Raw genomic sequence first — 24562 nt, 5'->3', positions numbered from 1 at the left:
GATGGCGGCCTCATGATGGCGGTGATCTTGTCCAGGTCGTCCGGGGTGAAGGGGCGGGAGACGTCGATGTCGTAATAGAAGCCGTCGTCGGTGGGAGGGCCGAAGCCGAGCTTGGCGTCGGGAAAGAGCTGCATGACGGCGTCGGCCATGACGTGGGCGGCGGAGTGGCGGATGCGGGCGCGGAGGTCCGCCAGGGCGGGGTCAAGGCCGCGAGTTTTTTTGGGTGCGGGTATCTGCATGGGCGTGTGTCCGTGATTATAAAAGGCTGTGGGGGAAATTATAAGGGATGGGAGGGGTAGGAGGAACCAGGGCGTGCCCTGGACCGTTTAGTGGGGGAGAGGTGGCCTAGCGTCTGTGATGTTTAGCAGCCGAATGGGGTAACCCGTACCGGACTTGGTGATGAGTTGTAGTTCCCTACCGCACACTTCAGGGTGCGGCATAGGCTATGTTGACGGCTGTGGAGCGTACAGCGGGATGATGATTCGTTTTTGGGGATTCGTTTTGCAATTTTTTCCTAAAACGGATCGAATATTTAGGCACGAGCCAGACGTGAAGCCGTTTTAGTTGTTTTCGGGTGATGGGGAGGGACGGGCGAGGCGACCTCGCCCCTACATGGTGGGGATGGGTGGTGATGGGATAGCGGTTGGTGGGCATGTGGAGAGGATAGGGGAAGCGGGAGGCTTAGGTCAATGAGAATTTGTCAGTGGGGTCAAGGCGGAGTTATCCGGCGCACCATGGGTTCTAGGGTGGTGATCATGCGGGAGGTGGCGTTGGCGACTTCCATGAGGAGGTCTTCGTTGAGGGTGGTCAGGGTGAGGGACTGGTGGAGTCGGGTCCAAGAGTCGGTCCACTGCTCGGCTTCGAGGGTGGGGCAGGTGTCGCGGAGGGCGGAGGCGTGGTCGGAGAGGTGGGCGAGGTAGTGTTTGTTGACGGGGGGTTGGTCTTCGAGATGGAGGCCGACCTCGACGAGTTTATGGCGGGCGGCTTTTTGGGCATGGGGGGATTTTACCACCGTCGGCGTTTGACAGTGCAAAAGGGCGAGGGTAGAGTGGGGCGCAGGCTGGCTATTACGAGGGGTAGGACCCCACCGCACACTGAAGTGTGCGGCATTAGCTCCGACGATGAGCCTAGCTCGCCATCTGAGCTAGAATTGGATGCCACCTACAAGTCCACTAAAGAGGACTATATGCCAAGACTGGAACACATGACAGAGGTGATGCGGAAGCAGGCGCTGTTCTTTCCTTGTATGGAGTTTCCCGACAACCCGTGGACGGAGATGAGAAAGCCGCTGTCGCGGTGCAAGGTGGCGCTGGTGACCAGCGCGGGGCTGCATATGCGCGGAGATAAGCCCTTTGTGGGCGACCATGAGAAGAGGGACCAGTCTTACATGGTGATACCTTCGGATGCGAAGGCCGGGGATATTTTGCAGAGCCATACGAGCATTGGCTTCGACAGGACGGGGATTTATAAGGATATAAATGTCGCGTTTCCAATCGACCGACTGCGGGAGCTGGCGGAGCGGGGGGTTATCGGCGGGCTGGCGAAGAATTTCTACTCGTTTATGGGAGCGGTGACGTACCCGAATCGGATCATAGCGGAGACGGGGCCGGAGGCGGCGGGGCTGATGAGGGAGGAGGGTGTGGACGTGGTGCTGCTGACACCGGTCTGACCGGCTTGCACGCACGCGGTCAGCGTGCTGGCGAGGGTTTTTGAGGAGAGGGGGCTTGTTACCACGGCGCTGGCCTTGATACGGCTGCACGCGGAGAAGGTGAAGCCGCCCCGCGCGTTGTTTGTGCCCTTTCCGCTGGGGTTCCCGTTGGGGAAACCTAACGACCCGGAGTTGCAGCATGGAGTAATTGAAGGAGCGCTGGGACTGCTGTCGCATGAGAAGGGGCCGGTATTAGAAGACTTTCAATATGACGAGCCGTCGGAGATTTTGCTGCAGGCGTCAGTGGTGGAGGCGGTGGAGTCGGAGCGGAGCGCGGCGGACGAGGTGACGGCGCTGCGTCCGTTCTACGAACGGTGGGTGGAGGAGCATGGGGGAGCGACGGCGGTGGGACTGAGCGGGATACCGCAGCGGCGGTTTAGGGGTGTGGTGAGGCTGCTGGAGGAGTACGCGCGAGGGGAGTCGACGGACATGGAGGAGAGGCCGAGGGACGTGGCGCTGGCGCAGTTCATTCGGTACTGCGCGGACGATATAAAGGCGTTCTTTTTCGAGGCGCGAATGCAGCAGAGGCCGGAGGCTAATGAGCCGGACTTGCACCGGTGGTTCTGGGGGGAGACGGCCATGGGGCGGCTGCTGGTGAAGGTGGGGGATAGGATGAAGGCCAGCGACGACCCTGCGGTAAAATACCACGCGTCGGGGATATATCGATAGAAAATTCAACAGAGAAGCGGGAGAGTCCAATGGCGACAAAAGCTGCCGTGAAGCCCATAAAGATAAATCGAATCAACCACGTGGTGTACCTGGTGAAAGACCTGAAGCGGAGCATGGAGTATTACCACGATTTTCTCGGCATCAAGCAGATACCGAGCCAGGTGAATAACAAGAATATTATCTGGCTGCAACTGTCGAATGGGGTGATGCTGCATTTGATTGAGACCAGCCAGGCGCCGTGCCCGGAGGAGAACCACATCGCGTTTCAGGTGAAGGACTTTGATGGGACGATGGAGGCGGTGAAGGCGAAGGGGTATGACATCGCGCGGAGCGGGGTGAGGAACGACGGGCAGAAGTTCTTTTTTACGCACGACCCGGACGGTAACCGGGTGGAGTTCTGCACTGCCAGCGGGTTTTAGTGGGCCCCCTTACCGAGCGGGGGCAGAGACGATTCGTAGCGCGTCAGGTGGCGCTGATAAAGGATTGTTGAGCTAGTGTTTCACCCTCATCCTTCGCCTTCCCCCATCAAGGGGGAAGGAATTTTCTGGGTGGCTTTCACATCTTATACGCAAAGCAATTCTCAATTAGCGCCATGCGTCTCAAGGAAAGAAGGGATTTTAATTTCATGTTGCCTTTTGCCTAACCATAACGCCGGCACTATGCCTGCCAGCATTAGGGCGGCGGCGGCGCGGAAGAAGGCTTGGAAGAGATCGACACCGGCGGTGGTGAGGCCGGACTGGTAGGCGTCCAGGCGAGTCTGGTAGTCGGCGGAGGACTCGCCGAGGGCGGGGAGGGGGAGGTGGAGACCGGCGGTGAGGGACTGGAAGTGGCCCATGCCCCAGGCGGAGAGGGCGGCGAGGCCCAGGGCCATGCCCATCATCCTCGACACGGTCACTAACGATGCGGCGGTGGCCTGGTAGTCGCGGGGGCCGGACTCCATGGCGGTGGTGAAGAGGGGGGCGATGACGAGGCCGAAGCCGAGGCCGGCGAGGATGAGGTGGAGGGAGTCGGCGGGGTCGTTGGCGGTGGTGGTCCAGCCGCTCATTAGAAACAGGCCTACGCTGGCGGCGACGAGGCCGGCGATGGTGATGGGTCGGGGGCCGAGTCGGGAAGCCAGGAAGCCGCCCACAACCGCGCCGAGGGGGATGGCGGCGGTTAATCTTATAAGACGGAGTCCTCCATCCAGTGGAGACATGGCTTGGATGGTGTTGGCCATGAGGGGGATGGTGACCATGGCGATGATGAGGGCCGCGCCTACGAGGAGTTTGGTGATTATGGAGGCGAGGGCGGGACGGGAGCGGAGGAGTTCCAGGGGGATAAGTGGGGAGGCGGAGCGCCGCTGGTGGAGGGCGAGGAGGGCGGCGAGGGTGAGGCCGGCGGCGAGGAGGATATATGGGAGGGGAGAGTCGAGGTCGAAGAGGGATTGTTGGGAGAGGGCGATGGTGATGAGGGTGAGGGAGGCGGTGAGGAGGAGGCCGCCGAGGTAGTCCACACGGGTAGAGGGGGGATTGGCGGAGAGGAAGGGCGAGGCGACCTCGCCCCTACGTCCTGGCAGCGGCTTAGCGGCCAATACAAGCAGCGGGACTAGTATAAGGGCGGACTGGGGGATGTTGAGCCAGAAGACCCATCGCCAGTCGAGGGCGTCGGTAATGGCGCCGCCGTAGAGGGGGCCGAGGACGATGCCGGCTTCGGCACTGCCGCCGACGAGGCCGACGGCGAGGGCGGTGTTTTTGTGGGGAAGCCGCGCGGCGACCATGGCCATGCCGACGGGGACCATAGCGCCGCCGCCAAGGGCCTGGAGGACTCGCGCGGCCACCAGGGATTCGAGGCTGGGGGCGAGGGCGGCTAGGGTGGATCCGAGGGCGAAGACGGCCAGGGCGGCGATGAACAGGAGCATGTGGCCGTAGGCATCGGCCATGCGGGCGACGAGGGGGATGGCGACGGTGTAGCCGATGAGGAAGCCGGTGATGATCCAGGAGGCCTGGTCCAGCTGGGTGACGGGGACTTCCAGGTCGGCCATGACTTGGGGTAGGACGGTGACGACGACGGTCTGGTCGAGGGCGGAGAAGAGGACGGCGAGGCAGATGATGGAGACGAAGGGCCAGGGGGAGGTATTATTTAGCTGACGTGTTTCAGTCATAAAATGCTAGATGATAGTTCAATTTTTGGGGAAGTATACGGATTTAATGCTCGGATTGTAGTGCCAGGGTTTCACCTCATTCCTTAGACAGGCTCTGCACCTTCTCCCGCAAGGATGGGTGTTGCTAGTTGTTCGAAGACTCTTAATGGATGAAGCGATAGTGGCAGGTGGCAGTGATAAAGGGTCGTGCTTCCAGGGTTGCACCCTCATCCTTCGCCTTCTCCCATCAAGGGAGAAGGAATTTCTTGGAGGCCGTCAATTCTTTTATAAGTATTACGTCTAGCTGGAACCAAGCGTTCAGGAGCCCGAGGGAAGGGATAAGACGGGGCAATCCTCGCCCCTACACGAGTGGCGCAGCCGTCTACCAAAAGATGGAGCCTGGATTCCAGTGAGACCAGATTCTTCGACTACGTCCGAGTATGGACTTCGCTCAGAATGACAAAAACTGTCCTCTGTAATTTGCCTCCATCCCTAGCTGGCAATGACCCTCAGACGGGTGAGGTGATGGTTATGGGGGTATCGAAGTTGTGGAAGGTGAGGACTCGGATGATGTCCGGGGGGTCGTTGGAGACGACGGGGCCGGATATTCGGGCGCGGAGGAGAAGGGTGGTGTTTTCTTCGATCCAGACTTCCAGGCCGACGGGGAGGCCCTGGGCGGCTTTGGGGACGAGGCCGGACAGGTTTTGGGAAAGGACGGGGCCGACAATCTTTTGCGCCTGCTTGCCGTCGACGGTCTCGATGCCCCTGGGCAGGGGAGACATCATGGCGTTGATAATGCCGGCGAGGGTGCCGCCGAGGTTGGTGAAATTGAAGGGGAGGGTGGAGGGGTCAACCTCCTGCAATCGACCGGAGACGGGGTCGGTCATGTAGGTCTTTCCGCTGGCGGCGAGGATTTTGATGTTAATGAAGGCGCGGAGGGCGGTGGCCTGGGCTTTGACGTCGAGGCTAAAGCGGTCGGGGAGGGCGGCCTGGCCGTCCATGGATTCCATGACGACGCCGGACATGAGAGGGGAGACGCCTTTTTCGTGGGTCATGGAGAAGGTGAGGGATTTGAGGGAGGCCATGCGGGCGGCGGAGGTGGAGAGCATTTCCTGGGGGGGGGGGGGGGGGGGGGGGGGGGAGGGGGTGGGTGTGGCGGCGTCGCTGCCGCCGCAGGAGGCGAGGAGGATGGATGCGCTTAAGAGAGTAAAGACCGAGATTAAGAAAAGGGGGAAACGCTGCACCTAGTGCCTCCCTATAGCTGGCGTTATTTCTGCCGATGCTGATTGTAAATGTGCTGTATAGGAGATAGCGAAGAGTGGTTCTGATAAGCCTTGCTCTACTACAGGGCGATCAGATTCTTCGACTACGCTCAGGGCTAAAGGCTCACCAGAATGACAATTAAGTTTCTTTATCATCGGTCTCAATCGTCGGTTTACATCAGGCATTCGTGGAGAGCAGACCAGAAGGGACTAGAGAGGGGCTTCTAAGCTTAGCTTTGCAAAAAATCTGTTTAAACAAATTAAGACGCTCTCATATATGGCGGTCTCGTCTGGGACTTAGTCGAAGGGCCAGCAGGCGAGGGGGCCGCGGGCGACTTCCTGAGGCTCCGAGTCAGCCTGGGTATTTATAACATAAATGCGGTCGTAAATCTGGCTGTGGCCGTTGGTGTGAGCCTGGTGGCGGTGGAGGGCTCCACAGAAGACCAGCCGGGTGCTGTCCGGCGACCAGATACGGTGGGAGTGGGCGTACTGGTCGAAGAAGCCGAGCATGGCGAGAAATTCGACGGAGGGGGCGAAGCGGGCCATGGGCCGGGGGTCGCCGCCAGCGATGTCGAGGACTTTTAGGGTGAGCTCCTGGTGGACGGGGTTAAGGCTGAAGTAGGCGATCTGCTTGCCGTCAGGGGACCAGAAGAAGGCCAGCAAGGGCTCTTCTATTAGCACTCGCGAGGTGGTGTCAGGGGCGATAAGACGCAGGCGGGCGTAGAGGGTGGCTTCGGGGGTGGGGGCCTCTGCGACAGCGATGTTGTCGTCCACGGGAGAGAAGAGGATAGCGGCGTTGCCGCCGACGGCGGACAGGGCCTGGAAGGGGCCGGGGCCGGAGACGTCGCCCACGATGAGGGTGGGACCCTGGCCGACGTTGGTGATGAAGGCGAGGCGGCGGCCGTCATAGGAGACGTCTGGGTTGCGGAAGGAGGTGTCCATGGGGGCCAGGGCCGCGGGAGTGTCGGTGAAGGGATCCCTGGCGTAGAGGAGGCGCTCTCGAGAGTGGATGAAGAGTCCCTGGCTGTCGCCGGTCCATCGTAGGAAAAGGGGGCCCTGGTTGACGACCATGGACGTGCTTCCGCCGAGGGTATGGACAAAGAGGCCAAGGCCGTCGGGGGTAGACGCGAGGAAGGCGAGCCTGGCGCCGTCGGGGGACCAGCAGGTGTAGTGGGGGACGTTCTGGGCGATGACGGGGCTGGAGTCGTCGTGGTTCTGATGGATGCGCTGAAACTCGCCAGTGAAGAGGTCCAGGATAGTCAGGAAAACGCCCGGGCCTTCGCCGGCGAGGGTGACCTGGGAGAGGGACATTCGCGCGCCGCCGGGCGCCCAGGCGGGCCAGGTGAAGAAGAGGGGGGACTGGTGGAAAGCCTGGCCGAGGACGAGGCCCTGGGGCTTAGCGGCGAAGGACTCGGTGAGGACGGTCTGGCCGGTGCCGTCAGGGGAGATGGTGACGATGTGGCCGTCGTTGTTGACGCAGGCGAGGCGGTCCAGGGGAGGCATGGGTTCAGGCCTCGACGAGAAGATGGGGTTGGATTAGGGAAGCGGTCATGGGTGAAAGAAGAATGTTAAGAGGCATAGTAGTTTGGATAGAAGGCATGAGGTAGTGGTCTATCGTTTTATTCGACTAGTGTTAGTGATAGTGATATAGGAAATACACCATTCAACATCCACAACCCACTATCCTATCCTTTCCCCTTAAGATGGGGGATGCTAGTTATTCCTAGGCTAAATGGAAGTATACGGAGGACTGTGAGTCATAATACCCGTGTTGTAGTGCTAGGGTTTCACCCTTCATCTCGCCACGGCGAGTCTTCGACCTGCGCCTTCTCCTCCCGATTATCATCGGGATTTCGGATGGATATAGGTTAAGGAGCTCAACATCAAGGGAGAAGGAATTTTCTTTGAGGCAATCTATCCTGTTCTATGTCTCAAATCTCAATTAGTTCCCAAGCATTCGAGGGGGAAGGGACTAGAGTGACCTAGCGGTCTACTCTCGGGACATCTGGAATATCTTGCCTTCGGTCTTGATGGAGGGGGCGATGACCATTTCGGCCTTGTGCATGTCTTTGATATTGAAGGCGCCGCACATGCCCATGCAGACTTTAAGGGACCCGACGAGGTTCTGGGTGCCGTCGGTGACGGAGGTGGGGCCGAAGAGGAGCTGCTTTAGCGTGGCCTTGGAGCCGGACTTGATGCGGGTGCCGCGGGGCAGCTCAGGATGGGGTGTAGCCATGCCCCAGTTGAAGCCGCCGCCGGGGGCTTCTTTGGTCTGGGCGAAGGGGGTGCCGATCATGACACCGTCGGAGCCGGCGACGATGGCTTTGCAGAGGTCGCCGCCGGTGCGGATGCCGCCGTCGGTGATGACGGTGACGTAGCGGCCGGAGCGCTTGTAGAACTCGTCGCGGGCGGCGGCGCACTCCATGGTGGAGGTGACCTGGGGGACGCCGACGCCGACGACCTCGCGGGTGGTGCAGGCGGCGCCGGGGCCGACGCCGACCAGGAGGCCGGAGATGCCCTGCTCCATAAGCTCCAGGGCGACTTCATACCCGACGCAGTTGCCGACGACGACGGGAATATTGATGGCTTCCACCAGCTCGGAAAGTATCAGGCCTTTGTAGCTGTGGGAGATGTGACGGGCGGTGGTGACGGTGGACTGGACGACGAGGATGTCGGCGCCGGCATCGATGGCGACGGCGGAGAGCTTTTTGGTGTTGGCGGGAGTGACGGCGACAGCACAGGTGGCGCCGCTCTTTTTGATGGTCTCGACGCACTTGCCGACAAGCTCTTCCTTGATGGGCTGGGAGTAGATTTTCTGGAAGAGGGCGGTGACTTCAGCCTGAGCGGCGGAGCGGATCTCCTCCAGGACGGAGAAGGGGTCAGCGTAGCGGGTGTAGATGCCTTCCAGGTTGAGGACGCCCAGGCCGCCTTTCTGGTGCATGAGGGCGGCGAAGGAGGGAGAGACGACGGCGTCCATGGCGGAGGCGATGATGGGGATATCAAAGGTGTTGGGACCGATGGACATTTGGGTGTAGGCCATGTCCGGGTTGATGGTGACCTGGCCCGGGACAATGGCGACTTCATCGAAACCGTAGGCCCTGCGTAGCTCCTTAATGGGGGGAGCGCTCATTTTAAAGCACCTCACGCGGAGGGAGATGGGATGGGTATTCAATCGAATGTAACACCCGTGATATATCAAGTCAAGGCGAAATGTGATGGCGGGAGACCCGGCGGGAGCAACCTCTAATGTCAGATTATGAGATTTAAAACTTAACGAGGTAATGCCCAACGAATGCCGAGGGGGAGGTGTGTTGGGTTATATTACCCTACCGCCCCGATCATCATGCGGGGTCTCGCAATTGAATATAGTAAACGTGCTCGACACACTGAAGTGCGCGGCATAGGCCTTGTTGGTGGCTTTGTGGCGTACACAGACGTGACGGTATGGCATTACCTGGTAAAGTAGTTAAAGGCCATCAGTAGAGAAATACATTACGAAAAGGGTCATACTATAGAGCTATAATAATAGTTAATCGTCCAAAATTGGTGTGGATTGACATGTTAGATATCAGGTGTTATGTTCGCCGCACAAAACCCCATTGTCAGTGGAGAAGGTGCGGAATATGAGCGACAAGAAGATTGAGTTGATGGCCCACCTGATGCGGCGCGCGGGGTTTGGGGCTACGCGGGAGGAGCTGGAGGAACGGGCGGCTAAGGGATACGAGGCCACGGTGGAGGAGCTGCTGCACCCGGAGGCCCAGCCGCCGTGGGAGGAGGATTTGGCCCGCCGCCACCATATAGGGGCGCGTTATGGGAACGGGCTGCCGGAGACTCAGGGCTGGTGGCTGCAACGGATGATCTCCACCAAGCGGCCCCTGGAAGAGAAGATGACGCTGTTCTGGCATTCCATACTTTGCACCGGCAACGCCAAGGTGGACCATCCCCAGACGGTGCAAAGGCAGATTGAGATGCTGCGAAAGCACTGCATGGGCAATTACCGGGACTTGCTGCTAGACCTGGCCAAGGACCCGGCGATGATTATTTACCTGGACAACCGCGATAACCACAAAGGGGCTATCAACGAGAACTGGGGAAGGGAGCTGCTGGAGCTTTTCTCGATGGGTGTGGGGAATTACACGGAGGACGATGTCAAGGCGGCATCGCGGGCGTTCACGGGCTGGACTCACAAGCCGTTTCCGCCTCTTTATCCTTATCAGAGGTACTTCTTAGATTTTGTTTATAACCCGGAGGACCATGACGACGGGGAAAAGGTGTTCTTGGGCCAGAGAGGGAGGTTTAATGGTGAGGACATCATAAACATAGTGGCGCGGCAGCCGGCCACGGCCCGGTTCATCGCGCGGCATCTGTATAACTTCTTCGTGGCCGACGAGCCGCCGGTGCCGGCATGGCCGCATACGCCGCCGAGGGATGGCGCGGCCATCAATATCCTGGCCGACGCCTATCTTCAGTCAAAATACGACATGAAGGTGGTGCTGCGAGTCCTCTTCAACTCGGAATTTTTCAAGGATGAGAAAGTGCGGTACGCCAAAGTGAAAAGTCCCATTGACGTGGTGGTGGGGACGCTAAGGTTTGTAGGCGATTACGTTACGCCGAAGCCAGGCATCGACGACCTGGTTTACCAGACGATGTATATGGGGCAGGGGATACTGAACCCGCCCAGCGTGGAGGGGTGGCATACGGGCAAGGAATGGATTAACAGCGGCACGCTGGCGAACCGGATTAATTTTGTAGCCGAAAGGGTGGGGGACTTGCAAATGCCCGGAGTGCAGAAGGTGGTGTCGCGGGTGGTGGCGAAGGGGGGGAAGGTATCGGCCACCGAGTTTGTCGACAGATGCTTAGAGCTTATGGGGCCGGTGAAGGTGAGCGAGGAAACGAGGAACGCTTTAACAGCGCACGTCGAGAAAGAGGGGGCGCTGCGGCAGGACACGGAGGAGGGGCGCGCCGCCTTCGCGCGGAGGGTGGGCCGCACGCTGCAGCTCATCGCGGCGACAAAAGAGTACCAGCTAGCTTAGCTTTCGAGGAGAAAGAAATGCCTACGTCATCTAAAGACCCGGTCCTGGTGATTGTCCAGCTTTCGGGCGGCAACGATTATCTGAACACGGTGATACCGTACACCGACGGCCTTTACTACGACCAGCGTCCTCACATTGGCATACCGCAGGACAAGGTGATGCCGGTAGGGAACTCGCTGGGGCTGCATCCCAGCCTGAAGTCGATAAAGGAGAAGTTCTGGGATACGGGAAAGATGGCGATTATTCACGGCGTCGGGTATCCGAATCCCAACCGGTCGCACTTCAGGTCTATGGATATCTGGCACACGTGCGAACCGGACAAGATGAGCACGGACGGCTGGCTGGGGAAGGCAGTAAGGGACATGGACCCGAAGGGCGAGAACGTTCTGACGGCGGTGAGCTTTGGCCCCGGGCTGCCGAGGGCGCTGGCCTTGCCGGGGGTGCCGGTGGCGTCGGTGATGGAGCTGGAGCGGGCGGGTGTGCTGACGGGGATAAATCCCGCGGAGGAGAGGAAGCGCGCGCTGGAGACGTTCTCGCGGATATACGGCCCGACGGTGGGCACGGGGTACGTGCTGGACTACCTGAGACAGGTGGGGAACGATATTTTGAAGGGGTCGGACATTTTGAAGACGGCGCCGCAAAAATACTCGTCCACGGTTGAGTATGCGGCCACACCGATAGCCCAGAGCCTGAAGAGCGTGGCGCAGGTACACCTGGCGGAGCTGGGGACAAGGGTGCTGTATGTGGAGTACGGGAACTTCGACACCCACGCCAACGAGCTGGCTACCCACGCGCCTTTGTGGGAGGCGTTGGGGCCGGCGTTGGGGGACTTCTACGACGACTTGAAGGAGCACAACGCCAGCGAGAACGTGCTGATGCTATTGTTCACCGAGTTTGGCCGGCGCGTGAACGATAACGGCACAGGGACGGACCACGGGTCGGGCGGCGGCGCGTTCCTCATCGGCGACAAGGTGAAGGGCGGGATGTACGGGGAGTACCCGTCGCTGAAGGCGGAGAAGCTGCTGGATGGCGACCTGCACTTCAACTATGACTTTCGGGGCCTCTATTCCACGATTCTGGAGCGATGGATGAAGCTGGAGGCGAGGCCGCTAGTCGGCGGGAGCTATGAGCAGATGGGGTTTCTGAAGGACTAAACCAGCGGCCCGAAAAACACTTTCCAAGGGGCGGACATGACCACGCAGACGAAGACAAGTCGAAAGTTCAAGTATGAGCAGACCATAGGCCGCAGCTCCGTCACCGGCGAGTCGTTCAGAACGCCCGTGGACATTGCGCTGGGCAAAGACGGGGATATCTATGTGCTCAACCGGACTACAGAAAAGCAGGTGAAGGGCCATCGCGTTTGCAGACTCAACCTCAAAGAAGAGTTCCTAGGCGATTTCGGACAGCGGGGCGAGGCGGACGGCGAGTTTATATGGGCGCTGTCGGTGGCGGCGAGTCCGGACGGTCGAGTCTTTGTGTGCGACGAGTGGCTTAATCGCATAACGATTTTCAGCCGCGAGGGCAAGTTTTTGACCAAGTGGGGAGGAAAGGGGAGCGGGGATGGGCAGCTCCACGGGCCGGCGGGACTGGCTTTCGACCCGGATGGGAATCTTTTAATCAGCGATGGCGAGAACCATCGGATACAGAGGTTCACGCCGGAGGGGAAGTTTTTGTCGAAGTGGGGAAGGTTTGGGGCCGGGGATGGGGAACTGAATATGCCGTGGGGCGTCACGACGGACAGGCAGGGGAATGTGTTTGTGGCGGACTGGCGCAACGACCGTATTCAGAAGTTCACGCCGGACGGAAAGTTTTTGATGAAGTTCGGGTCGTCGGGCGCAGGGGAGGGACAGTTCAATCGACCGACGGGCGTGGCGGTGGACAAGGACGGCGATATTTACGTGACGGACTGGGGCAACGACCGGGTACAGGTCTTCGACAAGAAGGGCAAGTTTATTACGCTATGGACGGGGGACGCGGGGCTGTCCAAGTGGGGGATGCTACAGTTGCAGGGGAACACGCAGTACATCGAACAGCGGGCTAAGGTGCCGGACATGGCGGAGAAGGAAAAGAAGTTTCGCGAGCCGATTGCGGTGGAGGTGGACTCGGAGAACCGGATAATGATTATTGACGGGCGGCGGGATAGGATTCAGATATACCGGAAGGTGTCTTAAAGGAGGTGGATAGTGATCCTGCTCTTCCACCCCGACCGCCTCTCTAACTCTCCCCCATCAAGGGGGAAGGAATTTTCTTGGAGGCCGTCAATCCTTTCATACACCTCTGGCCTCAACTAGCACCAGGCGTTCAAGGGGAGAGGATAGGATGGGCCCGTGCTTGGCGTGAGGCTTATTTTCATATAGGAGATGGAGACAATGCGAGAAGTTTACGGCAAGCAGGTATTTGATTCGCTGGAAGAGGTAGTAAACCCCGAGCACACCGCAATACTGGTCGTTGATATGCAGAACGGGCTGGCTTCCCTGGAGGGCCATGCGGCCCGGCACGGTTTTGACGTGTCTATGCAGCGTAAAATCATTCCGCCAATCCAGCGGCTGTTGAAGTCGGGGCGAGAGGCGGGCGCCAGGGTTGTCCATATCCAGATAGTTTTCGACGCAGACCAGGCGACCACCAGCCCGTCGGAGATTTACCAGTCGCGGCGGATGTTCAACTTTACTTCGTAATGGGGCACGCCCAACACGCTTGAGGACAGGAAGCCTACCCACGAGGTCCTTATCGATGGGACGTGGGAGGGGGAGATTATACCTGAGTTAGCGCCCCAGCCTGGGGATTTTGTGGTCAAAAAACATCGCAACAGCGCGTTTATAAACACGCCTATGGACCAGCTTTTGCGCTCCAACGGGATAAAGTCCGTGGTGGTCACTGGCACCAGCACATCGGGCTGTGTGCTGGGCACAGCCCTGGACGCCAGCTATTGCGACTATTACACGGTGGTGATAAAGGACTGTGTAGGCGATGCCAACCAGAATCGCCATCGAGCAGGGCTAGGCCTGATGGGCGAGCGGTTCGATATGCCCAGCTCAGAGGAACTTATCGCGTTGTGGGCAAAAGCAAGGGAAAGCGTTCGGGTTTAGAAGCGGGAAGAGTTTTCCAAAACAGACAGAAATTCATTGACATTTGGTAGCTGAAATTTTGGGCTGGGAGGTGTGGGATGGGTAGCTACAAGTCGTGGTTGCGGCGCTGGCAAGTACCGTTGGCACTGCTTAGCTTGGTTACAGCAACGCTTCTTATACTGGCCTGCGGAGACGATGAGACTACCGGCGCCACCGCTACCGCTACAAGGCCTGCGACAAGCCCGACGGGCACTCCTGGCGCCGGGGCAACGCCTACCCCTACAGCTACATCGGCAGCTAAGGCGCCGGTGACTACACGTCTGAAAATAGGGTCAGAACCGCCGTCAACATGGGCGACGGTGAACTGGCCTGCCTCCAACCTGGACGTGTCATGGCAGCAGATGTATGAGCATTTGGTGGGAACCGATAGGAAAACCTCGGAATTGGTGCCTGAACTGGCTACAGGGTGGTCAGTGGCGACCAACGGCAAAGATTGGAATTTCAAGCTGCGAAGGGATACGCCGTTTTACGGAAGAGACGGGAAGCCGTCTAAGTACACCTTTACCGCCAAAGACGTAGTCCATTCCATGGAGATGGCTGGAGGCTACAAAACTCAAACAGCCCGAAGCCCAGGCTTTTGGCGTACTTGGGCCGGCCCTCAGGGGAGCCAGGAAATTGTCAACGATTATGAGATAGTGTTCCATCTGCCCGGTGTGAATCTGGACTTGCCGCGCCAGGTCTCGGATGAGCTGGAAGCACCAATTTCCAGTCTGGAGCACTGGAACGCGGTGGGCGGTGAGGAAGGCTACAAAGCTGATCCTATTGGCAACGGGCCCTTTGCCCTGATGGAGATGAAGGTTAATCAATATTACTTATACAAACGGATTGAGAATCACTGGCGCAGAACATCCGAGTTTGCCGAGCTTCAGTTCATCGCAGTCCCTGAGTCGGCGGTAAGGCTGGGTATGTTAATTAACGGAGAGGCGGACATTGCCTCGGTGCCACGGCTTTTGCATAAACAGGTCACAGACGCAGGAAAGAAGACCTACAGGGCCAGCGTGCCTGGCGGGCACCACCATGTTCGGATCCCCTGGTATAAGCCCCAGAACTATGTGGACCCGGCTACCGGAAAGCCTGCATATGAAGGCGCTCCTGCAGGTCCAACTAAGGGTTACGACGCCAACGACCCGCTCCGCAATGTTAAGGTGCGCGAAGCTATCAACGTAGCCATCAACCGGGATGAGATCAATAAGGTCTTTTTCCAGGGCCAATTTGCTCCTAATGTTATGGACTGGTTCCCGCCATGGGCAGCCTTCTTTAAGGATGAATGGGCCCCGTTCCCCGGACCGACGGGTAAAACTGGACGGGAGGGAGGATGGCCTTTCCCCTTTGATATAGGGCTTGCTAAAAAGCTCCTGGCAGAAGCTGGGTATCAAGGCGGCGGTTTTGAGCTGACTATGTACACGCCCAACAATCATAGCCTTGTGCCAGAGATGCCTGAGATTGCCGAGGCTATTGGGAAATACTGGCGGGATGTAGGCATAAGCACCAAGTTTGTGGCGATGACGAACAGTGAAATGTTTACCGTGGTAAATAACAGGACGGAGGCTAAGACATTGTTCATGGCGGTAAACCCGGGAGCGTTTCACCCCTGCGCTATTGGGCCTTTTACCGTTTATAAGTCAGGGAGGGCTCAATGGGACTACGACGAGTTCGATAAGTTCATTGACGACTGCGCTACGCTGGCGACGGAAGAGCAGCGTACACGGAGGACATTGGAGCTTGGAGACTGGTCCAAGAGGACTATTCTTACCATACCCCTGTTCTGGGTGTTCCAGCAGGGGGGTATAACCCCAACGTGGTGGCGGAGGAATACTCGGTGCACTTGCTGCACCATTCGCCAGTCCGTTACCACGAGTTTACTAAGCCAGCCTATAAGTAGCCGAGCCAGACCATCCAGCGTTGAAGGAATGCTGGATGGGTGCTATGATGGGAGGGCCATCCACCCGCAAGGGGGGTGAGCCTGGTTAGAGACCAAGGGAGGCCGCTGGGACCCTATGGGGACCGAGACGGCGAAACATAAGAGTTGGATTAGTTATAGCCCTTCCTGGCCGGGAAGGGCTTGCTGTTTTTGGGCGGCTGCGTTGTGAGTAAACGCCTTTCGATTGGGTTTATTGGGGCGGGGATATTGGGGAAGGGGCTGGCCCTGGGGCTGGCCGGGGCAGGGTATCGCGTGACGGCGGCGGCCAGCCGGAGCTATGAGTCGGCGCAAGAATTGGCGTCGCTGGTGGAAGGGTGCCGGGCGGAGGCGGAGCCGCAGGCGGTGGCGTCGAGTTGCGACCTGGTGTTTATTACGACGCCGGATGATGTGATTACCGAGGTGGCGGCGTCGCTGATGTGGAGCCCGGGACAGGGGGTGGCGCACTGCAGCGGCGCGGGGACGCTGGACAAGCTAATGCCGGCGACTCGACAGGGGGCGCGGTGCGGCTCGATACACCCGCTGCAGACCTTTGCCGGCGTGACGACGGGGCGGCAGTCAATAGAGCGCATGAAGGGGATTACCTTTGCCATCGAGGCGCACGGTTGGCTTCTGGAGACGCTGGAGGGGATGGCGAAAGACCTGGGGGGACGGTCGATCCGGATAAAGCCGGAGGATAGAGTTTTATATCACACATCGGCGGTAATGGCGTGCGGATATTTGGCGGCGCTGGTGGACTCGGCGGCGGGGCTGTGGGAGAGGATGGGGCTGACGAAGTCGGACGGGATGAGGGCGTTGGAGCCGATAGCCCGCGCCACGCTGGAAAATCTGGTGAAGCTGGGGACGCAGAAGGCGGTGACGGGGCCGATTGTTCGAGGGGACGTAGAGACGGTGAGGCGGCACATGGAGGCGTTGTCTGAACGAGCGCCGGGACTATCGACGCTGTACCTGGCGCTGGCGGAGGCGTCGCTGCCGCTGGCGGAGGGGAGGGTCGGCGGGGCGAAGGCGCGGGAGGTGGAGGCGGCGTTGTCGGAGTATATGGCTAAGGATGGAGTTAAAGGTGACTAGATGCGCAGAATTACTACGTTAGACATACAGGCGATGAAGTCGAGGGGCGAGAAGATACCGATGGTGACGGCCTATGACGCGCCCACGGCATGCCTAGCGGACTCGGCGGGCTTCCCCATGATCCTGGTGGGTGACAGCCTGGGGATGGTGGTGCTGGGGCACGAATCGACGATACCGGTGACGATGGAGGACATGGTGCGGCATACGTCGGCGGTGTCCAGGAGGGCGCGGCGGGCGCTGATTGTGGTCGACATGCCGTTTATGAGCTTCCACGTGAATGTGTCGGAGACGGTGCGGAACGCGGGCCGGCTGGCGCAGGAGGGCGGCGCGCAGTGCGTGAAGCTGGAGGGAGGAGTGCCGGTGGCGGAGGAGGTGCGGAGGGTGGTGGAGTCGGGGATACCGGTGATGGGGCACATTGGGCTGACGCCGCAGTCGGTGAACAGGTTTGGGGGATACAAGGTGCAGGGGAAGGGGAGGGAGGAGGCCAAGCGTTTGCTGGAGGACGCCATGGCGCTGCAGGAGGCGGGGGCGTTTGCGGTAGTGCTGGAGCTGATGCCCTCGGCGCTGGCGAAGCTGATAACGGAGCGGCTGACGATACCGACCATCGGCATCGGCGCGGGGCCGTACTGCGACGGGCAGGTGCAGGTGTTCCACGACCTGATGGGGTTTTATGGCGAGTTTGTGCCGAAGCACACGAAGCAGTATTTGAGGTTGAATGAATTGATAAGCGGGGCGTTGAAGCAGTACGCCGACGAGGTGCGGGAGGGTGCGTTCCCGACGGAGAAGGAAGGGTTCGCTATGGACGAGTCGGCGCTGGAGGGGTTGTAGAGTGGTTGGGAGTCAGATTCGGCCATCGTTCTCTCTCAAGCCTGTGATGCACAATACAATAGTTGTTCATAATCGGGATACCATCCCCTGGCCCCTTCCTGCTGGAAGGGGAAGGAAAAATTACACCACAACCCCCTCTAACTCCCCCTTCGCCTTCCAGGCCGAAGGGGGAGAACCAGAGGAGACACCCAACCCCGCCTGCTACAAGGCTCGTGTTTTTATATGCCAAGCCCTTAATCTACATCACGCGCTCAAGTGGGGAGGAAACAAAAATAGTCAGCTCAATCAGTGTCCCTCCTGCGCTTGTGTGGAGCTTCTTGTATGAGAGTCATCGAGAGTATTTGCGAGATGCGGGAGGTGTGCCAGTCGGCGAGGAGGCCGCTGGGGCTGGCGCCGACGATGGGATATTTACACGATGGACACCGTTCGCTGGTGAAGCGAGCGCGGGACGAGAATGCGACGGTGGCGGTGAGCATTTTCGTCAACCCGACGCAGTTTGGACCTAGGGAGGACTACTCGACCTATCCGCAAGATATGGACAGGGACCTGTCGCTGTTGGAGGGGGAGAACGTGGACGTGGTGTTCGCGCCGAGGGCTGAGGAGATGTACCCGGGCGGGCTGGAGAGGTGGCGGACGTGGGTGGAGGTGATGGGGATGACGGAGCGGCTGGAGGGGGAGTTCAGGCCGGGGCATTTCAGGGGCGTGGGGACGGTGGTGGCGAAGCTGCTGAACATTGTGAGGCCGGACAGGGCGTACTTTGGGCGGAAGGACGCGCAGCAGTTGGCGGTGATAAGGAGGGTGGCGCGGGACCTGGACCTGGGGGCCGATATTGTGGCGTGCCCGACGGTGCGGGAGCGGGACGGGCTGGCGATGAGCAGCCGAAACGTATTTTTGACGCCGGAGGAGCGCCGGGCCGCGCCGGTGATTTACTATTCGCTGCGGAAGGCACAGGAGATGCACAGGCAGGGGGAGCGGGACGGGGAGCGGCTGCGGTCGGCGGTGTGCCGGGAGCTGGAGGGGGAGCCGCTGATTAAGGCCGTCGATTATGTAAGCGTGGCGGACCCGGGGACGATGGAGGAGGTGTCGACGGTGGAGGGGCCGTCGCTGCTGCTGGCGGCGGTGAGGATGGGGAGGGTGCGGCTGATAGATAACGTGGAGCTGGGCGGGTTGACCTAATCGTCCGTCAGGGCACCCTTCAGGTAGCTGCGGAAGGCGCCGGGGCTGTTGATTAGGGCTTGAAGCTCCATGGAGGGCAGGCGGTAGGGGTCGGTGGCCTTGGTGATGTAGAGGGAGGCGTTGGGCGGGCCGCCGTCGGTTTCGTCGGGTTGCTTGAAGCCTAGGAAGTCGGCGACGCGCATTTTCTTGCCATCGACTTCATACTCGGAGCCGACGAACCACAGGCGGCCAAATCGGAAGCGTTTTTTGACCTCGGTCTCTGCCTGGCTGCTCCAACTGGTGCCGGTGAAGGCGAAGTCTTTAGGCGTAAAGCCAAGGTTCTCCTTGATTACCTGGATGCACTGGTCGAGCTCGTACCGGATGATGGAGCCGTCCTTGTCCTGGGCGGTGAGGTTGGAGAGGTTGGGATGGCTGACGGTGTGGGCGCCGATGTGCCAGCCGGCCTTTTCAACTCTTTGATTTCAGCCCAGGTCATGTGCTCTGGGGTCTGGGTGAAGGAGAGGGGTCGATGGTTTTTGGGGTCGTAGGGGGCGGTGTAGATGAACAGGTTGCCTTTGAAGCCATGCTTTTCGAGGACTTCATAGACGCCGTGACGCATGGATGTGACGGGGTGGTCGAAATCGATCATGATGGGATGTTTGGGGAGGGTGCCATTGCCGTTTCGCCAGGCGGCTAGCTGGTCGTAGTTGATGGACTGGAAGCCCATATCGGCGGCGATGCGCATGAGGGCGTCGAAGTGCTGGGCGGAGAGGGGGTGAGGCGTGTTGCCGCCGCCGGGGGTGGGCCGGATACCGTGGCACATGGTGACGGGGATTTTCATTTTATGACTCCCTGGTTGGAGTGGCGCTGGTGATTTTGTACTGGATAAGGAGAGTGCGGCGTCAGGTGGCTTTAATAAGTGTCTTGTAGTGCTAGGGTTTCACCCCTCATCCTGCGCCTTCTCCCACAAGGGGAGAAGGGATTTCCTTAGAGCACATCAATCCTTTTTATGTATAGCAATCCCAATTAGCACCAGGGGCTTTAGAGAGCTAAGGCCGACTCTGAGTTACTTTACAAGTTCTCGGAGGGTTTCAGTGAAGGAGGGGAGGATTTTTTGCCAGTCGCCGACGACGCCGTAGCGGGCTTCCTTGAAGATATTGGCGTCGGCGTCTTTGTTGATGGCGACGAGGACTTTGGCGCCGGAGCAGCCGGCCATGTGCTGGCTGGCGCCGGATATGGCGACGGTGATGTATAGTTCCGGGGTGATGGTCTTTCCGGTGAGGCCGACTTGCATAGCGGGGGGTACCCAGCCGGCATCGACAGCGGCGCGGGAGGCGCCCACGGCGGCGCCGAGGATTTTGGCGATTTCATCGAGTTTTTTGAAGGGTTCGGGGCCGCCGAGGCCTCGTCCGCCGGAGATGACGATGCGGGCGGTGTCCAGTCGGACGCCGCCGGTCTGCTCCTCGTTGCGCTGGACCAGCTTGGTCTTAGCCATGGAGGGGTCGAGGTTGACGGCTACGTTTATAGTTTCGCCGTGGCGGGAAGGGTCGGCAGGGAGAGGGTCGTAGGCTTTGGGGCGAACGGCGGCGATCTGGGGGGTACCCTTGGGGGAGACAGCGGCGACGGCATTGCCGCCGTAGATGGGGCGGTGGGCGACGAGACGTTTAGTGGAGTCGTCCAGCTTGACTTCCAGGCAGTCCTGGGCGAGGCCGACGTTGAGGCGAGCGGCCAGCCGGGGGGCGAGGTCTCGGCCCGCGGTGGTGCGGGCGATGAGGATGACGGCGGGGTTGGCGGTCCGGCAGATTTGGGTCCAGGCGGCAAGGAGGAGGTCGAGGTGGGGCTGCTCGAGGAGTTGGTGGGTGGCGGTGTAGATAGTGTCTGCGCCGTGGGCGATGCCGTCCTTGGCGGGCTGGTCCAGGGAGGGGCCGGCGAGGCCTAGGGAGAGCTTCTGGCTTAAGCCCCGGGCTAAAGTTTTGCCCGCGGCCAGAAGCTCCAGGACGGTGGGGTGGAGATTCCCTTTATTGATTTCGCCGAGAACCAGGATGCCTGTAGGTTCTGCCATTTATTGACCAGTTCTAGATGAGTTTAGCTTCGCGGAGCTTGAGGGCGAGGAGGCGGCCGGTGTCGGCGTCATCCTGGCCTTTGATGATTTCGACCTCTTTTTTGACGGTGGGGACATAGACGTCAACGAGTTCCAGATGAGGCTGGAGGTCGGCGGGGTTGAGGCCGATGTCGGCGGCGGACCAGATGGTGGGCTGCTTTCGGGTGGCGGCCATGATGCCTCGGAGGGTGGGATATCGAGGCTGGCCCAGCTCGTTGCTGACGGTGACCAGGGCCGGGAGGGCGGATTCAACGATTTCGACGCCCTCGGGCATCTGGCGCTCGACGGAGACTTTGCCATCGCCGACGTCCACCTTTTTGGCGATGGTGAGGGATGGGAGGCCGAGGTGTTCGGCCACCATGAGGGGGACCTGGGCGTTGTCCCAGTCGGAGGCCTGGCGGCCGGCTATGATGAGGTCAAAGGGGCCGATTTTCTTGATGGCGGCGACCAGGACCCTGGCGGTGATGGAGCTATCGGCGGTGTTGGCGAAGGCGGGGTCCTGGAGAAGGATGAGGGTGTCGGCGCCCATAGAGAGGGGTTTTTTCATGACATCGAGGGCGAAGGACTGGCCCATGGAGACGACGGTGACGCTGGCGCCCTGGGCGTCTTTGAGGCGGAGGGCGGCCTCGACGGCGTTTTCGTCGAAGCCGTTGACCACGGGCGGGATGTTGGCGGGGGTGACGATTCGCTTATTCTGGCGGTCCACCTGGAAGGCGGAGCGGGGCATTTCAGGGTCGGTGACTTGCTTGGCGAGGACGATGATGTTGAGGGGCAAAACGATGCTCCGAAGTTTGAGAGTCCAAAGGGGAATATAACATTGGTCTATGGGGGTGTCAAAAAGCGGCGCGGGCAATTTTGCTACGGCGGAGTGGGGTGGGGTCAGCGACCAGAAATGGGGACCTCCAGGATAACTTTGGTGCCTCTGCCTGTTGAAGAGATAATGGTGGCGGAGCCGCCCGCCAACCTAGCTCTTTCCACCATTCCGATCTGACCGAACTTGCCCTGGCGGGCCAAGTGTTCATCGGGAAACCTGGGGGACCCTATCCCGTCATCTTCTATTGAGAGAGTGAGGGTAGTGTTGTGGCAGAAGGCCTTGAGCAGAATAGAACTGGCCCTGGAATGACGTCCGGCGTTGGTGAGGGCTTCCTGGGCGATACGATAGATAGCCAACTCTGTGGCCTTGGGGAGAGGCGGGACCTTGTCGGAATAGGTCAGCCGCACGTCTATTCCAGTTGTCTCTGAGGTGTCCTGGCAGAGAGCCTGGAGGGCCGGCAGGAGGCCGAGGTCGTCTAGTTGAGGGGGTCTGAGGCCCAGCATGAAACGCCTGGTGCCGTCCAAGACATCTTCGACCGACGAACGCAGAGAGGCCAACTCCCGGTGGGCGGTCATGTTGGAGGAGTCCACGGAATCCTGGACGTCGTCAATTTTATGAAGGATGTCCACCAGGTGCTGGGCGGTTTCGTCATGGAGCTCACGGGCAAGGAATTGCTTCTCATTTTCCTGGGAGTTCAGGGTGACCGTGATGAACTGCTCAAGCTTGGACTGCTCGTTTTTCAGCTTCTCACGGGCGCTCAGGGAGACGCCTACTATAGCTCCTAGTAAGAGGGTGATCACGTTGAAGCTTAGCAGTCTTAATATGGGGTCCGATCAGGATGCCTGCGATGACAGCGTGTGGAATGACAATGGCGGTTACGCTCAAGGACGCGATAACGGCCCCACGGGCCCTGAACAGGAAGGAGACGAACAGCACCAGCAGGCCAAAGAGGACAAAGACCAATTCACGATAGAGGGTGGTATTGGTAAAGGACCGCCATCCGGCCGAGGCGGGCAGCCACGAGACGTCCCCCCAGTAGTAGAGGGCTGTGGCAAGGAAGAAGAGAAGGAGGATTAGGGGAAGCGCCTTTGATCTGGACGAAAGGTATTGAATCACAGGACGGAGCGGAGCTAGTTCAGGTTGTCCAGGGTGATCCAACCCTGCTTGAGTCCCTGGATCACGGCTTCCAGCCTGCTGCCGACGCCCAGCTTGGAAAAGACGCTGGTGAAATGGGCCTGGATGGTGCGCTCGGCCAGGGATGTTTTGGCGGCGATCTCCTTGTTGCTTAACCCGCCGGCGCTGAGCTGCAGAATCTCCAGCTCTCGCTCGGTCAGCATAATTTTCTTATTGCTGCCCATATGGGGGTATGTTACGGATTTCAGCAGCTTGTCGGCGACGGAGCGCTCGAGAACGGCCTCACCGGCCTTGATGGCCCGGATGGCGTTGAGCAATTGTTTCAAGGGCACGGACTTTAGGAGGTAGCCTCCAGCGCCGGCCTCGAGAGCAGACATAACATATTGATAGTAGCCATAGGCGCTAAGGGCAAGGATAGCGGTACTGGGAAGGGCTTTCTTGATAGCCCGGGTTGCCTCAATGCCATTGACTCCCGGCATGGAGATATCCATGACCACCACGTCTGGGGAAAGGCGAGCGGCCATATCTATGGCCTCCTGGCCGTTGGTGGCGATACCTAAGGGATCAAAGTCAGGCTCCTCCTCCAGGAGACTGCTTAGACCGTGAGCGAAGGGAGGATGGTCATCCACGACCAGGACCCGGATGGGCCGGTCAGGGACCGATTGACCGTCTTTGGTCTGGATTTGCTTTACATCCTGCACGTAGGAGGCGTCCAAAAGAATAAAAGATGATACATCATATGCATATATCGGCATAACTGCAATGCGGGAAACCGCATGACGAATAGCAGAAGTCGGCATTGGTTTTTGCATACTTATACGCTGTTATAGAATCGTATAGTGAAGAAACTGTGGGGCTATACCAAATTGGTGGACAGCTTTATCGTCATGGACACAAGGGCATATCTGAAAATTGATGTCGAGAGACCGCAAATTCGAGATGTGGTTGAGAACCTCCGGAGAATCCCCTGGGTTGTGGCGGCGGACCCTGTGAACTCCACGCCGTTGGTGATGGCGCTAATAAGAACGGAGGACCTGACGGACCTGGCGGCCACGCTGTTCATAAGAGTAAGAAGGATGAAGGGTGTGAGATCTATGAGCGTTTACTTTGCCGACGGGAACGGAAACGCAAACCTGGAACCGATGAAACCCACAAGTTTGTTGCCTGAGGCGGCGCTGCCTTAACAGGCGAGTCTGCCGCAAGACGGACTAAAGAGCAGTCAGCGATTCACATCAAGATTCCATTTACGGGACTTCCCAACGGACCAGGCTGAACGCAAATTTAGGAGGTGTAACTTGAATCGAAGAAGACTCGGATTTTCTGCACGAGGGTTTCTGTTAGTTTTAGGTATAGTGGCGCTCACTATGTTCATCGTCGCCTGCGGCGATGACCCCACCCCCACCGCCACCGCTAGACCGGCGGCCACCAACACTCCCACCAGCCCGCCCGCCGCCACCGCTACCCCCACCAGCGCCCCAGGCCAAACGGTAACCGCGGCACCGGCCACCGCCACCCCCACCCGCGCGCCCACGGCTACCGCCACCGCTACATCGGCTCCCAAAGTCCCCGTCAAGCCTCGGCTGGTCATCGCCCTTCCCCCGCCGGCTGAGCAGCAGACCGTTCCCTAC

25 protein-coding genes and 1 pseudogene are annotated in these 24562 nt (G+C 59.4%); 14 read left to right on the top strand and 12 right to left on the bottom strand.

Translation table 11 applies throughout. From position 1 onward, the window contains the following. A pseudogene (locus FJ320_09710) lies at positions 1-182 on the bottom strand (hypothetical protein). 527 nt (positions 183-709) lie between these two features. Continuing rightward, positions 710-1012, bottom strand: coding sequence for a hypothetical protein (locus FJ320_09705; protein MBM3926237.1), 303 nt, complete (start codon positions 1010-1012; stop codon positions 710-712). Between FJ320_09705 and FJ320_09700 the strand changes: the two genes are divergently transcribed. From FJ320_09700 to FJ320_09690, 3 genes are read left to right on the top strand one after another with little or no spacing between them, the layout of a single operon-like run. Then, complete coding sequence (locus tag FJ320_09700; GenBank protein MBM3926236.1) at positions 950-1669, top strand: hypothetical protein; 720 nt, start codon at positions 950-952, stop codon at positions 1667-1669. The two genes, FJ320_09705 and FJ320_09700, sit on opposite strands and share 63 nt — an antisense overlap. A 24-nt stretch (positions 1670-1693) precedes the next feature. Further along, positions 1694-2377, top strand: a complete 684-nt coding sequence (locus tag FJ320_09695; GenBank protein MBM3926235.1) for a hypothetical protein — start codon at positions 1694-1696, stop codon at positions 2375-2377. Positions 2378-2406: 29 nt separating this feature from the next. Beyond that, entirely contained in the window at positions 2407-2796 is a 390-nt protein-coding gene (locus FJ320_09690) for a hypothetical protein (GenBank protein MBM3926234.1), read from the top strand. A gap of 161 nt (positions 2797-2957) precedes the next feature. Here the strand turns inward: FJ320_09690 and FJ320_09685 are convergent, their stop codons facing one another. From FJ320_09685 to FJ320_09670, 4 genes are all read right to left on the bottom strand, one after another. Beyond that, positions 2958-4517, bottom strand: a complete 1560-nt coding sequence (locus tag FJ320_09685; protein MBM3926233.1) for an MFS transporter — start codon at positions 4515-4517, stop codon at positions 2958-2960. A gap of 488 nt (positions 4518-5005) precedes the next feature. Then, positions 5006-5740, bottom strand: coding sequence for an LppX_LprAFG lipoprotein (locus FJ320_09680; GenBank protein MBM3926232.1), 735 nt, complete (start codon positions 5738-5740; stop codon positions 5006-5008). A 315-nt stretch (positions 5741-6055) separates the two neighbouring features. Beyond that, positions 6056-7261: a hypothetical protein gene (locus FJ320_09675; protein MBM3926231.1), complete on the bottom strand. Its 1206-nt coding sequence runs from the start codon at positions 7259-7261 to the stop codon at positions 6056-6058. Positions 7262-7748: 487 nt separating this feature from the next. Next, the gene (locus FJ320_09670; GenBank protein ID MBM3926230.1) at positions 7749-8888 is read right to left on the bottom strand and encodes a GuaB3 family IMP dehydrogenase-related protein; all 1140 of its coding nucleotides are present in this window, start codon (positions 8886-8888) and stop codon (positions 7749-7751) included. Positions 8889-9381: 493 nt separating this feature from the next. Here FJ320_09670 and FJ320_09665 point away from each other — a divergent pair, with 493 nt between their 5' ends. From FJ320_09665 to FJ320_09625, 9 genes are all read left to right on the top strand, one after another. Further along, positions 9382-10791 carry a DUF1800 domain-containing protein gene (locus tag FJ320_09665; protein MBM3926229.1) on the top strand — a complete coding sequence of 470 codons (1410 nt, stop codon included), beginning with the start codon at positions 9382-9384 and terminating at the stop codon, positions 10789-10791. A gap of 17 nt (positions 10792-10808) precedes the next feature. After that, on the top strand, positions 10809-11945 hold the full coding sequence (locus FJ320_09660) for a DUF1501 domain-containing protein (protein ID MBM3926228.1): 1137 nt from the start codon (positions 10809-10811) through the stop codon (positions 11943-11945). A gap of 36 nt (positions 11946-11981) precedes the next feature. Next, complete coding sequence (locus FJ320_09655) at positions 11982-12962, top strand: hypothetical protein (protein ID MBM3926227.1); 981 nt, start codon at positions 11982-11984, stop codon at positions 12960-12962. A 189-nt stretch (positions 12963-13151) separates the two neighbouring features. Continuing rightward, positions 13152-13466 (top strand): cysteine hydrolase family protein, encoded by a 315-nt coding sequence (locus tag FJ320_09650; protein MBM3926226.1) that lies wholly within the window; start codon positions 13152-13154, stop codon positions 13464-13466. Between the two features lie 51 nt (positions 13467-13517). Continuing rightward, positions 13518-13877 (top strand): cysteine hydrolase, encoded by a 360-nt coding sequence (locus tag FJ320_09645; protein MBM3926225.1) that lies wholly within the window; start codon positions 13518-13520, stop codon positions 13875-13877. Positions 13878-13954: 77 nt separating this feature from the next. Beyond that, on the top strand, positions 13955-15877 hold the full coding sequence (locus tag FJ320_09640) for an ABC transporter substrate-binding protein (protein ID MBM3926224.1): 1923 nt from the start codon (positions 13955-13957) through the stop codon (positions 15875-15877). Between the two features lie 125 nt (positions 15878-16002). Further along, on the top strand, positions 16003-16902 hold the full coding sequence (locus tag FJ320_09635; protein ID MBM3926223.1) for a DUF2520 domain-containing protein: 900 nt from the start codon (positions 16003-16005) through the stop codon (positions 16900-16902). Next, positions 16903-17730, top strand: a complete 828-nt coding sequence (gene panB, locus FJ320_09630) for a 3-methyl-2-oxobutanoate hydroxymethyltransferase (GenBank protein ID MBM3926222.1) — start codon at positions 16903-16905, stop codon at positions 17728-17730. A gap of 321 nt (positions 17731-18051) precedes the next feature. Further along, complete coding sequence (locus tag FJ320_09625) at positions 18052-18906, top strand: pantoate--beta-alanine ligase (GenBank protein ID MBM3926221.1); 855 nt, start codon at positions 18052-18054, stop codon at positions 18904-18906. Here the strand turns inward: FJ320_09625 and FJ320_09620 are convergent. The 6 genes from FJ320_09620 to FJ320_09595 form a co-directional block, all read right to left on the bottom strand. Then, a complete protein-coding gene (locus tag FJ320_09620) occupies positions 18903-19337 on the bottom strand; it encodes a hypothetical protein (protein MBM3926220.1) in 435 nt (144 codons plus the stop codon). The two genes, FJ320_09625 and FJ320_09620, sit on opposite strands and share 4 nt — an antisense overlap. Then, complete coding sequence (locus tag FJ320_09615; protein MBM3926219.1) at positions 19235-19726, bottom strand: hypothetical protein; 492 nt, start codon at positions 19724-19726, stop codon at positions 19235-19237. Before FJ320_09615 ends, FJ320_09620 begins: the two co-directional genes overlap by 103 nt. A 225-nt stretch (positions 19727-19951) precedes the next feature. Beyond that, complete coding sequence (locus FJ320_09610) at positions 19952-20947, bottom strand: electron transfer flavoprotein subunit alpha/FixB family protein (GenBank protein ID MBM3926218.1); 996 nt, start codon at positions 20945-20947, stop codon at positions 19952-19954. 13 nt (positions 20948-20960) lie between these two features. Next, the gene (locus tag FJ320_09605) at positions 20961-21761 is read right to left on the bottom strand and encodes an electron transfer flavoprotein subunit beta/FixA family protein (protein ID MBM3926217.1); all 801 of its coding nucleotides are present in this window, start codon (positions 21759-21761) and stop codon (positions 20961-20963) included. Between the two features lie 104 nt (positions 21762-21865). Then, positions 21866-22600 carry a sensor histidine kinase gene (locus FJ320_09600; protein MBM3926216.1) on the bottom strand — a complete coding sequence of 245 codons (735 nt, stop codon included), beginning with the start codon at positions 22598-22600 and terminating at the stop codon, positions 21866-21868. A 330-nt stretch (positions 22601-22930) separates the two neighbouring features. Continuing rightward, complete coding sequence (locus tag FJ320_09595) at positions 22931-23689, bottom strand: response regulator transcription factor (protein MBM3926215.1); 759 nt, start codon at positions 23687-23689, stop codon at positions 22931-22933. Positions 23690-23773: 84 nt separating this feature from the next. On the opposite strand from FJ320_09595, the gene FJ320_09590 reads away from it, so the two are divergent. Next, positions 23774-24118, top strand: coding sequence for a hypothetical protein (locus tag FJ320_09590; protein ID MBM3926214.1), 345 nt, complete (start codon positions 23774-23776; stop codon positions 24116-24118). 168 nt (positions 24119-24286) lie between these two features. After that, on the top strand, positions 24287-24562 hold a 276-nt coding region (locus FJ320_09585), incomplete at its 3' end, for a hypothetical protein (protein ID MBM3926213.1).

It is taken from the genome of SAR202 cluster bacterium, from assembly GCA_016872285.1.
Classification (GTDB): Bacteria; Chloroflexota; Dehalococcoidia; order Lucifugimonadales.
The sequence above is the reverse complement of the archived record's forward strand: the minus strand, read 5'-3'. Positions and strand labels throughout refer to the sequence as shown.